We start from the raw sequence: 15,001 nt of genomic DNA, 5'->3' as shown, positions 1-15,001 counted from the left end.
CACCATTACGACTGCCCACCTGGAAGCTCTTGCGCTGATCTCCCCTGTTTTATGGAAATCTCCCCCGTATCTATTAGCGAGCGTTTCTGCCAGACCCGCCATGCGGTCCAGCCAAGCATCAGACCAACAATCAGCACCGTCAGGTCAAACCCCACGAATACCCAGTCGTTGGCCACCAGGCTATGCCAAAGGCCACGGTCTGTAGTGAGCAGGTTGAGCAACGGAAGCAAGCCAAAAGCGAGTCCGGCTATGGCCAGCTGCTCCACCCAGGCGCGATGGTTGGGACGGCACGCGGCATGGATGAGTACCATCAGCCAGGCCAAAAACATGAGGTGTACCTCCCAGTCGGCACGACCCACTGACGCCACAGGTAAAAGACGATTAGCCCAGAAATAGGCAGCAATACCGATGGGTAATCCCACCACAGTGCCCACGTTGAGCTTTTCCACCAGTCGCAGTCCGAGATGGGGCAAGCTATGCTTCTTCTCCATCCGTTGACGCCGCTTGACTGCCCACAGCACCAGGCCGGTGGCGATCATGCCGCTGCCCAGTAATCCGGAGAAAAAAAACAGCCAGCGCAGCACTGGCGGAGCAAATAGTCCCTCGTGCAGACCGACAAACAGATCCCGGGCACCCTTTGCGGCCGATGTCGCCGGTGGCACCTGATGCAATAGCTCGCCGCTCACACCGTCAAATATCAGGCGCTCGCCGCCGCTGGCCACACGTCGTTCGATATTCTCGTAGAAAATTATCCGGGCGTTGCTATCGCCGGGATGACGGATATCGATACTGCGAACCCGGTTCTCGCCCCAGCGGTCTTCTGCCGCTGCAATCAAGTGGCCCAAGGGGACCAGGGGCGCAGGTTCTCTGGCTGAGTCCACCAATCCGGGAGGGTCAAACACCTCAGAAATGAACTGTTGCCGGGCCTCGTCATCCACTCCGTAATGGGCAGCCACAATCAAGGGCATATAGGAAAAGCCCATAAAAATAAGGCCGGAGTATGTAATCATCAGGTGAAAGGGCAAAGCCACCACGCTCAACACATTGTGGGCATCCAGCCAGGAGCGCTGGCCCTTGCCGGGCCGGAAAGTGAAGAGATCCCTGAATATCTTTTTGTGAATAATAATCCCGGTGATCAGGGCCACCAGCATGAACATCGTGGCAAAGCCGACGATAATGTCCGCCTGGGTGCGCGAGAGATAATGCAGACGCCAGTGCATCTGATAAAGCAATTGCCCACCGCCGGTGTCCCGGGCAGAAAAGGGTTCACCGGTGTTGCCATTCACCTGTAGCTCGCCACTGGCGGCGCTGGCGCCCGCCTTTGTTGACGCTCCCTGCCAGAAGATACCCGGGTATGGCTGATGGCGGCCAGCGGGCAGTGTCAAAAACCAGCGATCCGCCCCGGGGGCCTCGACTCGCAGGCGATCGAGCAGGACCTGTGCGGTGTCGGTGCTATTCAGACCGGTTTGCGCCTGGGGCAATTCCGGTTGCATCCAGCGGTCGATCTCCGTATCGAAATAGCCGACAGTACCGGTCAGGAAGATAAAGAACAGCACCCACCCGAGCGTGAGTCCCACCCAGGTATGCAACCACGACATGGCCTGACGGAAACCACCTGCTGGGGAGCCATCAGCTTTTAGAGAGCCGTCAGCTTTTGAGGAGCCGTCAGCTTTTGGAGAGCCGCCGAGACCCTTGCCCACGGAAGTACGCGTCATCCCGCCCGACCCGTCAGTAACAGTCCGCCAGTCACCAACGTACAGGCGGGTATCATCAGACCCAACCAGACCTTGACGGGGCGACGTACCACAAATGTCCAGATCACCGCACCGGCATAGACAGCAAAGCTGAGCAGATTGCCAACCAGCGCCGCTTCACCCCGGGACATGGGCAAGATGCCGCCGAGGAAAATCCCCACCGCCGTGGCCAGCGCGTAGCCCCCGACGAGAGCGGCCGCCACCAGAGATGCCAAGCGCCTCCCCGTTAATCCCATTATTCAGTTACCTTATCTATTACCGCAGACATAAAACCACCCCTGGCGCAGGCACCCGGGGTAGCGAAAAACGGCATCCCTGCCGGGCATATCGCCCTTTTTTTCCCTTCTACCTATAAAGACGGATGAAAATAAAAAAAGGGGCAATCCCATGTTGGCTACACTTGCACCAATAAGCCTGAAATCAGAAGCTGTACCGGGCGCTAACGACAAATGAACGGCCCGGCTCCAGCAGAGGCTTTACGGTGGTGAATTCCTGTCCATAGCTGGCACGGTCTGTGTAGTCATCATCGGTTAGGTTGTCCACGGCAAAACGCAGGGACAGATGTTCCAACAGGGCATAATCGGCGTATAGATTGACCACGGTATAACCTTCCTGCTTGGCACCGCTGCTCTCGATGTCATCGTTGTCCAGCGCCACTTCCGCGTTCAGGCCCAGGGACAGCCGAAAAGCAGGGAAGTCCAGTACCCCGCTGACCGTAATCAGCTCCCCCAGGGGCACAGTAAAGTAGTTTCCGTCGTAGGAAGTGGCAGGTTCGCCATCTTTTTCTGAGTCAATATTGGCGTATTTCAGGTTGATCTCACCCCGGCTGCCGATATAGCCGAAGGACAGGTCGTAGCCTTCGATATCGAAGTCCGCCACCAGCTCCGCGCCACCGCCCCAGGACGGGGTGCGCCCGTTGTCGATACGGGTGCGATAGCTGTTGGCCTCGGCCACAAAACCATTGAACTGTCCGCGTATGCCCAGGGTATGGTTGCTGGCTTCAACGGCTTTCAGACCCGTGTAATTCCAGGCGCCGTTGAGGATAAAATTCTCCGCCAGCGCAGCACCACCCCAAACTTCGGCGTAGCCGGCGTTCAGGGTAATGTAGTCATTCAGACGGACTTCCCCGAACAGGTTGCCGCTCACGCCCGAATCGTCGTGGCTGGAATCATCCGTGCCGGTAAAATCCTGGCGGTCATAGCGCAAACCGTAGGAAAGATTGACCTTATCGCCTAACGGTTGGCGGAACTGAATAAAAGCGCCCATGTTTTCCGCCTGTTCTTCCAGATCCGGATCGCCGGAAAATTGGAATACGGCACTGTCGTCGTAGTAGTCCAGGCCCGCCGTAATATCGGCAAAACCTGCGTGCAGAGTATTCTTCGCGGTGGCAGAAACACTCTCAGTTATGCCGGTGTAGACAATGGTCTGGGTAGGATCACTCAGTGGCTTTTCCCGTGTATCCAGCTCGGTTTCACTCTTGGCAATAGTGACGCTGGGGTTCCAGTAACCCGAGCCTGTTTCCCGGCTGTAGTTAAAACTGGTGTTGCGCCGGGTCAGGTCGTAAACACGGGATTCTGGTACCGGACGACCAGCGCTAAGTCCGACAAAATTCGCTCGGTAGGGTCGGTCGGCCTCGTCGTTGACATACTCGTGGGATAGCTCAAAGCGACCGACTTGCCCGTTTTCGTAGGCTATCTTCCCCAGGCCGCTGAGCAGGCCCGGCGCAGTATGACGCACCGTATCGCCATCGCCATTTTCATAATCATTACCGTCGGTATGGTTGAGATAGCCCAAAAATTCAAAGCCACCGCTGCGCCCATAGAGCGATCCGGCAGTTGTCACCTGGTCGCCATTGGAGGCATATCGGCTATTAACAAAACCACCCAGGGAGCGGCCAGGGTCTAGCACATCCACCACATCCACGGTCTCGTAAACCAGGCTGCCACCCAAAGCGCCTGGCCCGTCATCAGCCGCCGCGACCCCAGCCGAGGCACGAACAGCCTTGAGGAGGGCTGGGTCAATCAGGTTGGTAGCATTATGGTGAAAGACCTTGTTGTTCTGCCGGGCACCATCCACTGTCACTAACATGGCAGTCTCTTCCACGCCTCGCACATAGACCTTCTGGTTGATAGGAATAGAGCCACCGACGGAGACGGCAGATTCCCTGCGAAACAGGTCCTTCAAATCCTGAGGTTGCAGTGCCTCAATCTCGTCACGGCCATAGCCCACCGTGCTTTGGGCACTGGCAATGGATGAGGCGCTGATTTTGACGGCGGGTAACGAGGTAATGTCACCGGAAATCCTGCGCAGCGAATAGCCTCCAGCACCCGTACTCACCAATTGACAGCCGCTGTTGGCCAGCAGGATCGAGAACCCTTCCTGTACGGTATAGAGGCCTTCCAGCCCATCACTTTGCATGCCTTCCAGTAATTGCGGATCAAAGGACAGGGGCACCCCCGCCGCCGCCGCAAACCGGGCCAGCACATCACTGAGCTTGCCCGCCGAAATGGAATAGCTGCGTTCTGCAACCGTTTCCTGTGCCTGGGCGGCGTGTGGCACAAAGGAAATAAAGGAGGTGGCGCCCGCAAGGGCAAAGGCCAGAGCCAGGACGATTAACCTGGGCCTGGGAGTGACTGCCTTTGAATAGGGCGTCGACTTGTCGTTGGATTGCTGGCTCTGCTTTGTCTTCATGGGTGTTCCTGTCGATGTATTGATTTGAAATAAAGGTATCTGACAGGTACACCGGACTGGATTTAAAAAGGTATCACCACTTGTTGAAAAAAATGATTACAGCCCGCCAGCCAGGTATCCATGACTCATTGCTTTATCTGGCTTTCAGCGTCACCCACCAGGGTGTAATGCGGCTCACCTGCACCGGCAGGGTTTGCTGCAAAAGAGTCAGGCTGGCATCGGTGTCGTTGACCGGAAAAGCCCCGGAAACCTGGAGGCTGGCGACTGCCGGGGCACAGCGCAGCACACCGCGGCGGTAGCGGCCGAGCTCACGCACCAGTTCGCCCAAATGCATCTCTCTGGCCAGTAGCATGCCCTGTTCCCAAAGCTCGGCGTTATCTACAGCACGTTCCGGGGGATAAATCCGGGTGCTAGAGAACAGGCGCTGCTCCCCTGCCACCACCACAACTTTGCCAATGGCATCGTAAGGGACAATCTCCACAGCGCCCTCATACACCGAAAGACGAGTCTGGCCATCCGATTGGTGTACGGCAAAGCGGGTACCCAGAGCCCGCAATTGCCCCTGCCCAGTACGAACCAGGAACGGGCGGGCAACCGGGGCAGGATCCTTACCAGTAGTAATCAGGATTTCCCCCTGCAACAGGGCAAGGCTGCGCACATTGTCAGTGAAGGACACATCCACCACGGTCGAGGTATTCAGCACCAGTCGGGTGCCGTCCGCCAGGTCAAGGGACTGCTGCTCGCCAGTGGCGGTCTGCAGGTCGGCTTGCCATTCCCGCCAGGGCTGTTGCCGATAAGCGACCCAAGTGACAGGAGCTACCATGAGTACCAGTGCGAAGGCTTTCAGCGCCCGACGCCGACCCGCGTTCTCCAGCTGGGAAAGAGTGCCCCGAGCTACGGGAGCAGATACCTGACCGAAGGCCCCCATCACTGACTCCGCTCGCTGCCACGCGGCCAGATGCATGTCACTCTGGCAACGCCAATGTTCCAGGCTTGATCGATCCTCGTCCGTAGCGTCCCCGGAGCGCAGCAACGTCAACCAGTCCGCGGCCTCCTCCAGGACGGCGGGCTCAATACGGCATAGAGGGAACGGATGTGCTAATTCAGGCATGGCTTTATCCTGTTACTCCAAACTCAAGCAGGCCAAAAATGCCTTGCGCATATGCCGCTTGACGGTGGGCAATGAAATATCCATCTGATCGGCAATCTGCCGATACTTCATACCATCCAGCTGGGCCAACAGGAAAATTTGCCGGGTGAGCCGGGGCAGCCCCCGCAGCATCGCCTCGATGCGGTAGAGCGTTTCCAGCACCAGCCAGCGAGTTTCTGGAGATGGCGCCTCTGGCTCCGGCAGATGGGCGATAGTCTCCAGATAAGCCCGTTCTACATCCTGCCGCCGCCAATGGTCTATCACCAGGCAGCGGGCAATATGCGTCAGCAGCGCACGGGGCTCCTCCCCTAACCGTGCGGCATCCCGGCGGCCGCCAAGCAGTCGCATGAAGGTATCCTGGGCAATATCCGCCGCATCACAGTGGTTGCCCAACTTGCGGCGCAGCCACCCCTGCAGCCAACCATGATGGTCGCTGTACAGGATATGGATTTGGGTTTGTTGAGCCAGCTCGGTGCCGGGCACGGGATGCTCCTTGTATTACGAAATAAGTCTACATACAAGAGTTAATGAGAATTATTCGCATTCTATGGCAAGGGGCAAACAAAGGCAAATTCGCGAAGATCAAAAGAGTTCACCGCTATAGCACGGATACCTCCTCTCCCCTGGCACGCCTGTGTGGATTGTGTGGATTGTGTGGATTGTGTGGATTGTGTGGATTGTGTGGATTGTGTAGATACGGGAATTCAAGCAACTCGCCTACCCGAGGTACTTCACAAAGACTCGACCGACTAGATGGTCATGGCGCCGCCCCCGTCACCTCAACGTTCCGAGCTAACAGCAAATGAGAAGATTTGGACGTACAGGCAGAATAAGAAATTGGGGGGTATTCGTTGACCCCTTAGGAAAATAAATACGCCCCCATTTTTTCGTAAAAATTAGTGTCTGTTTTGTTTCTTGACTGGTATTCCGGGTCAATTAGAAGTCATATTTTAACATCAGGTTTATATTACGTGGTGTGCCATAGGCTACCTGACTGTAAAAACCGTTATTGATGTAATATTTTTTATCAAACAGGTTATTAATATTCAGCTGTGCGCTTAATACTGGTGTTACCTGATATTTGGTCATCAGTCTTACAAGCGTGTAACTTTCTTGCTTTAACTTTTCGGTTTGGCTAAGAGGATTGGTCGCCCATGTGTAATTTGAGCTCTCCCAGTTCACCCCGCCACCCAATGTTAATTGATTCAAGTGATAAGTTGTGAATAACGTCGCGGTACGGCGCGGATAATTGGTATTGACCGCTGTACCATCAACATCCTCAGCCTGAAACTGCGACCAACCCACTAACAGATTCCAGTTATCAGTCATAGCACCTGATACTTCTACTTCAAAGCCTTTACTGGTGGTACCTTCCGCAGCGTATGAAGCTTGAGTCGTGGTACCTGGAACAAAAAATCCGACATCGCCCTGAGCAAGATTATCCTGTTCAATACGAAATACTGAGAACATGGCATTGACTCGACCTTGTAGATATTCGGCCTTAATGCCAGTCTCATAGTTTTTACCTTCCAATGGTTCCAGATAGTTACCATTTCTATCCTGAGCATCTTGGGGGTTAAAGATATCGGTATAACTGACATAAGCCGAATACACATCATTGATGTCATAGATCAAACCAGCATAAGGCGTGACCACTTGATGATGGTCAATATTAAATTGCTCACCATTTGATTTCATGCCCCGCATTTCCCAATTAGTGATGCGACTACCCAAGATCAACTTCAACGAATCTGCCAACGATATCCTTGCTACGGCATAACCACCAACCTGTTTGGTTTTTTCTCTAGTGTTGATAGTTTTTCCGCCCCACTCAGGCTTAGGATAAGAACCATCCCATTCATAAAAATTGCCTATTGGTGCAACAGCGCTCAAAAGAGTAAGTCGCTCTGTAACAAAGTCCCGCTTACTATGTAAAAGACCGACCGTTAACTCATGACTTTGACCTGCAAAATCAAATGGTAATGTGCCATAGATATCAATATCGTTCTGCTCACTATCAACATCGTACCCAGCAGGACCGCCAGTTGTCATTCCCAGTCCCGTTGTACGATCAGGAAACCCCCTTAGCCATAACAGTCGTTCAGCGGCTTCATTTTTCGTTTTAGAATAGCCAGCATAAAGTTTTAGTCCGGAATCAAAAATATGCTCAACATTGGCAAAGTAATTGGTTTGGGTTGAACTCCACTCCGCCCAATCAGTAGCTTTTGTTTTTGAACGGGACCAATCCGTTCTACTCCCATCACTAAACCAGGCAGGTAAACCACCCCAAGTTGAGCCAGTTGGTTTGTTTTGCTGCTCGCTGATGCCAATGTTCATCAAGGTGTTATCAGTAAGATCGGCGGCTAATGTGCCATAAAACACTTTTTTTTCATTTTCCAGCAAGTCGATAAAAGAGCGCTCATCTAAATAGCTACCAACCACTCGACCGCGTACGGTTCCTGCCTCGTTTAAAGGCATCGAAATATCCACCGTACCCTGATAGCGATCCCAACTTCCTGCACTGATAGAGGCATGCCCGGTAAATTCTTTGCTATCGGCCTTTTTACGTATCAAATTAATCGCCGCCGAAGGATTACCTGCCCCGGAAATCAAACCACTGGCACCACGCACTACTTCAATACGATCATAAATCACCGTGTCTATTTGCGATTCTCCCGCGGACCAACCACTTTGCCAACTTGTTGGTACGCCATCAATCTGGTAATGATTAATATTAAACCCACGGGCTGAAAAACTATTTCTAGAACTATCCTGATTTGTTGAAGAGATACCCGTTACGGTATCGACTACATCGGTCAGTGACTCCAGCTGCATATCATCAATCATCTGCCTCGAAACAACAGATACTGATTGTGGCGTTTCACGAATAGATAATCCCAAGCGAGTTGCGGTATTCATCGATCTGGTAGTGTAGGAATTAGTACCTTCCGTGGTATTGCCAATACTATCAGCACTCACCTTTACCGACGGCAGGGTCGTCACCCCCTGTCGCTCAAGGGCAATGCTGTACCCCCCACCACTTTGCGGCGTTGCCACCAGGCCGCTTCCACTGAGTAAATGCTCCAACGCCTGACCTGGCGCAAAATGCCCATTCAGGCCATTGCTGCTCTTGCCACTGACCAATTCACTGGAAAACATCAAAACAATCCCAGCCTGGCGGCCCAGGGCGTTTAGAGCCTGCTCCAGGGTGCCGGCGGGAATCTGGTATTCCTGCTTTTGCTGCGCTTGCGGAGACGCGGGTTGAGCATAGCCGATGGCGGGCAAGGTCAGCGGGAGGACGATAGCCAGTGCGAGTGCAAACAGCCTAAAACCTCTGCAACCGTTAGCAGGGAGCGCGTTACGTAATGGCATTGTGGGTTCCTTTTCAAGGGTTGAATATCGCCAATTAATATTGGTACCTACCCTTGAAGTCGGATGAGTGCAGCAAACAGCTCAGACTTTTTATGATTTTCCAATATTCGGACGGGATGTATTGGTGGGTACAACCTCGGCAGGCTGTCGACGACTCAAGCCGGAGCCAGTGTCACCCAGTAGCGGGTCACACTGCGCAGTTGTATCGGCAATGCGCCCGCCAGGCTTTGCAGCACCGTGTCGGTTTCTGTGACAGGATAGGTGCCGGAGACGGTCAGTTCCGCCACCCTTGGATCGACCCTCAGAATACCGGGGCGGTAGCGGCCAAGTTCCTCGATAAACTTCCCCAGAGGCATGGCACGGACCACGATTACACCCTCGGTCCAGGCGGCTTCGTCAGTTTTGACCGGACGCAATGGCGCCCAGCCGGTTTGGGTAAATAGCGTACTGTCACCGGGATTAAGCAGGCAGCTGCCCACCGACTGCCGTGGACGCAATTCGACCTGCCCCTGGTAGACCGCCAACCGACATTGCTTACCCAGTTGCCGCAGGGCAAACCGGGCACCCACGGCCTGGACAGTGCCCTGCTCCACTTCGATGAACAGGGGAACAGAATGTCGTTGACCAGTGGCAACGTGAATTTCGCCTTCCAGAAGATGGACGCGCTGCTCTACGCCACTGTTCCCCACCCGAATAGCGCTACCACTGTTGAGAGTGATTTCCGTGCCATCGGCCAAGGTCAATCTGCGCTGCTCGCCAGTCACAGTGTGGTAATCGGCCCGCCAATGGTTGAGCAGGCCACCCTCATTTGCCCCATAACCGGTAGCACCAACGACCAGCAGGGCAGACAAAGCCTTGAGGGCATGGCGGCGGGACAGTCCGGCAGCATCAAGGGCATGTTGGGCCACTGCTGCCCTACCCGGCTCGGCCAAAAGGCCAAAACGCTGATTGAGTTGTTCGATATGCTGCCAGGCCCGCTGATGATCGGGATGGCGGGCGCACCAGTCCTCCAGCTCAGCTGCCGTTCTATTGGGGTCATCACTGCTCTGCACCGCCAGAATCCACGCTACAGCGCGCCGGGCCACTGCGGGTGGCACATCCGGGACGGCAGGGGATTCCGGCATCATCAACCACCCGCCTCCAATGCGAAATAGCATTGGGTGTAGGCCTGCGTCAGGTAGCGCTTCACTGTACTTAAGGAGACACCCAGCTCGTCGGCGATCTGCTGTTGTTTCAGACCACCCAACTGGGCGTGAAGAAAGGCGTGCTTGACCACCACTGGCAAGCCGGCCAGACGGTGATCAATATCCAGCAGGATTTCCAGTATCAGGTACTTCTCTTCTGGCCCGGGGGCATACTGCTCCGGTAGCTGCGCCAGCGCTTCCAGATAGGCCCGCTCCACCTGCTCGCGCCGCCAATGATCCACCAGCACCCGCCGAGCAATGGTTAACAGGTAGGCACGGGGCTGCTGGAGGTTCTGCAGTTTGTCCTGGGTCAGCAGACGCAGGAAGGTATCATGCATCAGGTCCGCGGCTCGTTCGGTACAGCCGAGCTTCTTGCCCAGCCAGCCACGCAGCCAACCATGATGGTCGCTGTACAGGGTATGGATTTGGACTTGTTGAGTCAGCTCGCCGCCAGGCACGAAATGCTCCTAGAATCAGAAAGTAATTCCCTTTACAAAATATTAATGAGAATCATTCGCATTCTAGGTAAATCCCGACAGGGGTGCAACCGCTGATTGGCAATATCCTTTCCAGCGACGGGTACGCAGACACACCGAGGTCTTCTCTCCCCGCCGCTAACCAGACTAAAGGGCAATTTCCACACCCAGCTTCAGGGTTCTTGGTGCTCCCTGAGCCAGCGAGGTGCTGCCCGTAGACGTAAGCCAGTATGACTCGTTAGTGATATTGTCGATATTCAGACGAAGGGTGACCGGCCGGCCTATAAACGTGGCTTCGTACCGTGCGCCGAGATCGAACAGGGTTATGGAATCGACGTGCCATTGGCCAATCGGGTCGATCGGTCGCTTGCCCACGTATTGGGCACCAGCGCTCAACACCAGTGGTAACTTTGGAACTGAGAATTCTCCGTAGAGCCTGAACTGCTCGCGGGCGACCCCCTGGATTTTTTCACCTTCAAGATTCGCATCCGCGGTTTTTTTGTTGAGTGCATCCAGCCACAAGGCGCTCGCCGCAAGCAGCCAACGATCGCCAATGCGGGCCTTGGTCGACACTTCCAGGCCCTCAAAGCGAGCTTCACCATCCTGCTTGAACACATTGTCTGGGCCGGTGTAAGTGAGTCCCCTGCGCAACTGAAACAGGGACGCATTCGCTGTCCAACGTTCGGCGTTCATCTTTATGCCCACTTCGTACTGCTCGCTAACCAGGGGCTCAAACACTGTTCCCCCGTTGGCTGCTGTCTCCGGTGCTATTGCACCCTGCTCCAGTGCCTCGACATAGCTGGCATAGAGCGACACCCAGTCCACTGGTCGATGCACAATTGCCAGGGTTGGGGTGATCTCACTCTCATCGTAGTCACCGTATTCTTCCTTGAGGTTGCCGTGACGCAGACCGATGATCAGGTCCCACTGTGCGCCGATATGCAGGGTATCGGACAGAAACCATTCGCGGCGCTTGATACGAGAGTACTCCGAGATATCCGCATCTCCCCTGGACAAGCGGCCAAAGGGGCGAAGGAACTCCTCGGGGTTGTCGAGATTGCCCGACCCCAGGCCCACAAAACGGTTCAACGGTCCACTGTTGGACGATACCGTCTCGGTATGGGAGGCACCAATAACCAGGTTGTGGAGGATGAAACCCGTGGTGAGTTCTCCGGTGAGCATCAGCTGCGATTGTTCGCTTTCGAAATGGTTATTGTAATTGTAGAGATAAGCCGAATAGTCGTCTGCTGCATTGGCAAAGATACCGGGCAAATGAAAGATACGGTAACTGTCGGACTGACGGTGGGCCAGCTCCAGACTCCAGTAATCCGCAAACTGCCAGTTGAGATCCGTGCCCCAGGTTTCATGAACCGAGCCATAGCTGGCCCACTCCGGCGCTAGACGTTTATCACCGTCGATGGGATCTGGCGGCTTGGCCGGCGAAAAATTGCTGGCTTGCCCATCCGAATTGGGAACCACTGCCGACTGGCCACCGTAACGCGTATGGCTGGCCTTGAGGGCATCGACGCGCCAGGCAACATCCGGAGTAAGCTGCCAATCCAGGGCGATGGAGGCTGAGTCCCGCCGGGATTCGCCATCGTTGATATAGGTGTCACCGGACTCATGTACGGCATTAACACGATAGCCGAACTGATCTTCCTGGCCGAGGCGACCACCAAAGTCACCGTGCACAAGCGACAGCCCGTTATCCATCACCTGTAAGTTGACTGTGCGAAGGGGGGCGTCCGTCGGTCGCTTGAGAGTGTAGTTGATGATGCCACCGGGCGCGCCGAACCCGTACAGAAACCCGCCCGCGCCTTTGAGAATATCGACACTCTCAATATGCTCCAGAGGCAAGTCAGTGGCGCGGCTACGCAGATTCATGCCATCAAGTTTCTGTCCGGTATCGAAATCCGGGGCGACACCGCGAATGGCAATGGTGTTGTTCTCCGCCACCAGGTCGCCGGATGACAGACTGACCGAAGCGTCCAGCTTGGTGACATCGGAAATGGAACGGGCCTGGAGATTATCCATCAAGTCCCGTGAGTAAACTTCAACACTGTAGGGTGTGTCCTGAAGCGATCTGTCACCAAGCACACCGACATTCGTGGACTGGATTCGGTAACCATCGGCAGCCGTGCCAGTGTCTGCGGGACCTACCGACGTGGCGCTCACTTTCACGGGCGGCAACGTCGTTGCCCTGGCGCGCTGCAACACATAATCTCCGTTCGCCTGGCGTACTGCAGTGGCTCCGGTGCCGGCCAGAAGATTGGCGAAGCCCGCCTCCACAGTGTAGCTGCCCTGTAATCCTGGTGAATTTAAATTCTTGAACTGTCTTGCGTCGAAGGAAAGCGCCACATTGGCGGCACCTGCAAACTGACTGAGCACCTGACTCAGGGGAGCGGCGGGAATATCAAACTTTTTTATTTTTTCACTGCTGGCCTGACCGTTGCTTGTTGGTTGCTGATCTGCACGGGCTTCGCCGGACAGGGAGAGCGCGGCAGTGATAATCAGGGTGGCCAGTCCGACGGCCAGGGTCAGCGGACGAGGTCGCGTGAATTCGCTTGGCTTTGGCATAGTTGGTCCTTGGTTTGAATACGGAGTGTTCAACCAGAAGCCGAATCAGAAAGTCAAAAAGTGCAAAGGCAAGTCGTTATACGCCGGTCAGACGCACCCAATATCCCGCCCAGCGCCGCTCCTGCACAGGAAAGGCGCGAGTGATGGCGTCCAGGGCACGGTCGGTGTCGTCGAGGGGGAAGGCACCTGAAATTTTGAGTCCGGCAACATCGTCGCTGCAGGAGAGGATGCCCCGGCGGTAGCGGGACAGTTCGGCCAGCAGTTCTCGCAGGGGCATATCAACCACCGTCAGGCTGCCGTTTAGCCAACTGCCGGCATGGTTGTCAGCGCTAACAGTGGGCGCAAGCGAATGGGAGGTGAAGCGAAGCTGCTGGCCGCTTTTGAGGTCCCGTTGTTCCCCGCCAGCCGTCGGGCTGATCCGCACGGTTTTCTCCAGAACAGTGACGGTGGTGTGATGACCACCGAAACTGACAATGAAGCGCGTGCCCAGGGCCTGAATACTGCCGTGCGGCGTGGTCACCCAAAAAGGGCGATTCTGGGTAGGACTATCCGGCGCGGTCTCAATATAAATTTCACCGCGATAAAGCTGGATCAGACGGACATCAGCACTGTAGTCAACGTCTACGGCAGAGGCAGTATTAAGTATGAGCCTGCCCCCGTCGACCAGGGTCAGCGAGTGCTGCTCGCCCGTCCCGGTAGTGTACTCTGCCTGCCACCCCAGCCAGGGCTTGAGCCGCCAGGCCGTCGTCGCCATGGGAGCTGCCACCACCACAACCCCCAGGCGACGCAGTAACTCCCGACGCGATATAGCCGCATCCCGCAGTGCCGGCAAGGCAATCTCGCCCGGTACTCTGCTGAAACTGGCCTGAACCTGTTCCACCTCGCGCCAGGCCAGACGATGACTGGAATGTTGCAGCAACCACACCTGCCATTCCTCGTGATCGGTAGGCGTGACCGAAGGTGACTGAAGCACCGCATACCAGCGGGCCGCAGCCCGGACAGCCCGCTTCAGTTCATCGTGAGAAACTGTTTTCACCGCTTCGCCAAAGGCCGTTTCGGATTCATTCAGGGCAGCGTCACTCACGTCCCACCCTGCTCCAATCGGTACAGGCAGCAGTGTTCCATGGCTTTGGCCATGTAGTTTTTCACTGTGCGCAGGGAGACCCCCAGCGTTTCGGCAATACGCAAATAGGTCAGTCCCTCTATCTGGGAGAGAAAAAACGCCTCCCGCACTCTGGCGCCAAGGCCAGCCAGCATGCCATCCAGCTCCATCAGTGTTTCCAGCATCACTGCCCTATCCTCCTCTGAGGGCAACAGAGGCTCCGGTAAGGAAGCCAGGGCCTCCAGATATTGCCGCTCCAGGCTGCGCCGACGAAACAGATCCACAGTCAGGCCCCTGGCGACCGTCACCAGGAAGCGCCTTGGTTCCCGCAGGCCGCTGAGGTCCTGTGTCGAATGGATAACCCGAACAAAAGTGTCCTGAACCAGATCTTCGGCATCCATTAAGTTACCGAGGCGGCCACGCAGCCAACCTTTCAGCCAGCCGTGATGCTCGCTATATAAGGCGTGGATGTCGGTCTGATATACCAGTTGGATGCCGGGCACGGGCTGCTCCTAGAATCAGGAAATTACTCCCCATATAAACTATTAATGAGAATCATTCGCATTCTATAAAAATGCCGGCATGGCTGCAACTGATGGGTGGGAAACCGAAACCTGCTACAAATTGAAAAAGCAGAAAATGTTGGAAAATTTAAATCTGGGAAGCTGTCCCTATACTCGCTTGTTCAGGCGCGG

Annotated in this window: 11 protein-coding genes; all 11 read right to left on the bottom strand. The window is 55.4% G+C overall.

Annotated features, from left to right (window positions below; all coding sequences use genetic code 11):
• Nucleotides 1-5: 5 nt before the first annotated feature.
• The 11 genes from QZ516_RS03930 to QZ516_RS03880 all read right to left on the bottom strand — a co-directional run bounded on the left by QZ516_RS03930 (nucleotide 6) and on the right by QZ516_RS03880 (nucleotide 14,809).
• Nucleotides 6-1,715 carry a PepSY-associated TM helix domain-containing protein gene (locus QZ516_RS03930; RefSeq protein ID WP_297186513.1) on the bottom strand — a complete coding sequence of 570 codons (1,710 nt, stop codon included), beginning with the start codon at nucleotides 1,713-1,715 and terminating at the stop codon, nucleotides 6-8.
• On the bottom strand, nucleotides 1,712-1,969 hold the full coding sequence (locus QZ516_RS03925) for a DUF3649 domain-containing protein (RefSeq protein WP_297186510.1): 258 nt from the start codon (nucleotides 1,967-1,969) through the stop codon (nucleotides 1,712-1,714). The genes QZ516_RS03930 and QZ516_RS03925 overlap by 4 nt, the downstream gene beginning before the upstream one ends.
• Nucleotides 1,970-2,174: 205 nt before the next feature.
• Nucleotides 2,175-4,445 (bottom strand): TonB-dependent receptor, encoded by a 2,271-nt coding sequence (locus QZ516_RS03920; RefSeq protein WP_297186507.1) that lies wholly within the window; start codon nucleotides 4,443-4,445, stop codon nucleotides 2,175-2,177.
• A gap of 133 nt (nucleotides 4,446-4,578) precedes the next feature.
• Nucleotides 4,579-5,556 carry a FecR family protein gene (locus QZ516_RS03915; RefSeq protein ID WP_297186503.1) on the bottom strand — a complete coding sequence of 326 codons (978 nt, stop codon included), beginning with the start codon at nucleotides 5,554-5,556 and terminating at the stop codon, nucleotides 4,579-4,581.
• A gap of 12 nt (nucleotides 5,557-5,568) precedes the next feature.
• On the bottom strand, nucleotides 5,569-6,078 hold the full coding sequence (locus tag QZ516_RS03910; RefSeq protein ID WP_297186500.1) for a sigma-70 family RNA polymerase sigma factor: 510 nt from the start codon (nucleotides 6,076-6,078) through the stop codon (nucleotides 5,569-5,571).
• Between the two features lie 453 nt (nucleotides 6,079-6,531).
• Nucleotides 6,532-8,967, bottom strand: a complete 2,436-nt coding sequence (locus tag QZ516_RS03905) for a TonB-dependent siderophore receptor (RefSeq protein ID WP_297186498.1) — start codon at nucleotides 8,965-8,967, stop codon at nucleotides 6,532-6,534.
• A 155-nt stretch (nucleotides 8,968-9,122) separates the two neighbouring features.
• Nucleotides 9,123-10,094: a FecR domain-containing protein gene (locus tag QZ516_RS03900; protein ID WP_297186496.1), complete on the bottom strand. Its 972-nt coding sequence runs from the start codon at nucleotides 10,092-10,094 to the stop codon at nucleotides 9,123-9,125.
• Entirely contained in the window at nucleotides 10,094-10,609 is a 516-nt protein-coding gene (locus QZ516_RS03895) for a sigma-70 family RNA polymerase sigma factor (protein ID WP_297186494.1), read from the bottom strand. Before QZ516_RS03895 ends, QZ516_RS03900 begins: the two co-directional genes overlap by 1 nt.
• A 165-nt stretch (nucleotides 10,610-10,774) precedes the next feature.
• Nucleotides 10,775-13,204 carry a TonB-dependent receptor gene (locus QZ516_RS03890; protein ID WP_297186492.1) on the bottom strand — a complete coding sequence of 810 codons (2,430 nt, stop codon included), beginning with the start codon at nucleotides 13,202-13,204 and terminating at the stop codon, nucleotides 10,775-10,777.
• A 76-nt stretch (nucleotides 13,205-13,280) separates the two neighbouring features.
• On the bottom strand, nucleotides 13,281-14,288 hold the full coding sequence (locus tag QZ516_RS03885; protein WP_297186489.1) for a FecR domain-containing protein: 1,008 nt from the start codon (nucleotides 14,286-14,288) through the stop codon (nucleotides 13,281-13,283).
• Nucleotides 14,285-14,809 (bottom strand): sigma-70 family RNA polymerase sigma factor, encoded by a 525-nt coding sequence (locus tag QZ516_RS03880; RefSeq protein ID WP_297186487.1) that lies wholly within the window; start codon nucleotides 14,807-14,809, stop codon nucleotides 14,285-14,287. The genes QZ516_RS03885 and QZ516_RS03880 overlap by 4 nt, the downstream gene beginning before the upstream one ends.
• Nucleotides 14,810-15,001 lie beyond the last annotated feature (192 nt).

Origin of the sequence: uncultured Porticoccus sp. (genome assembly GCF_913061305.1) — a bacterium.
GTDB lineage: Bacteria > Pseudomonadota > Gammaproteobacteria > Pseudomonadales > Porticoccaceae > Porticoccus.
Note: the sequence above shows the minus strand (reverse complement) of the source record. Positions and strands in the feature narration are given on the sequence as shown.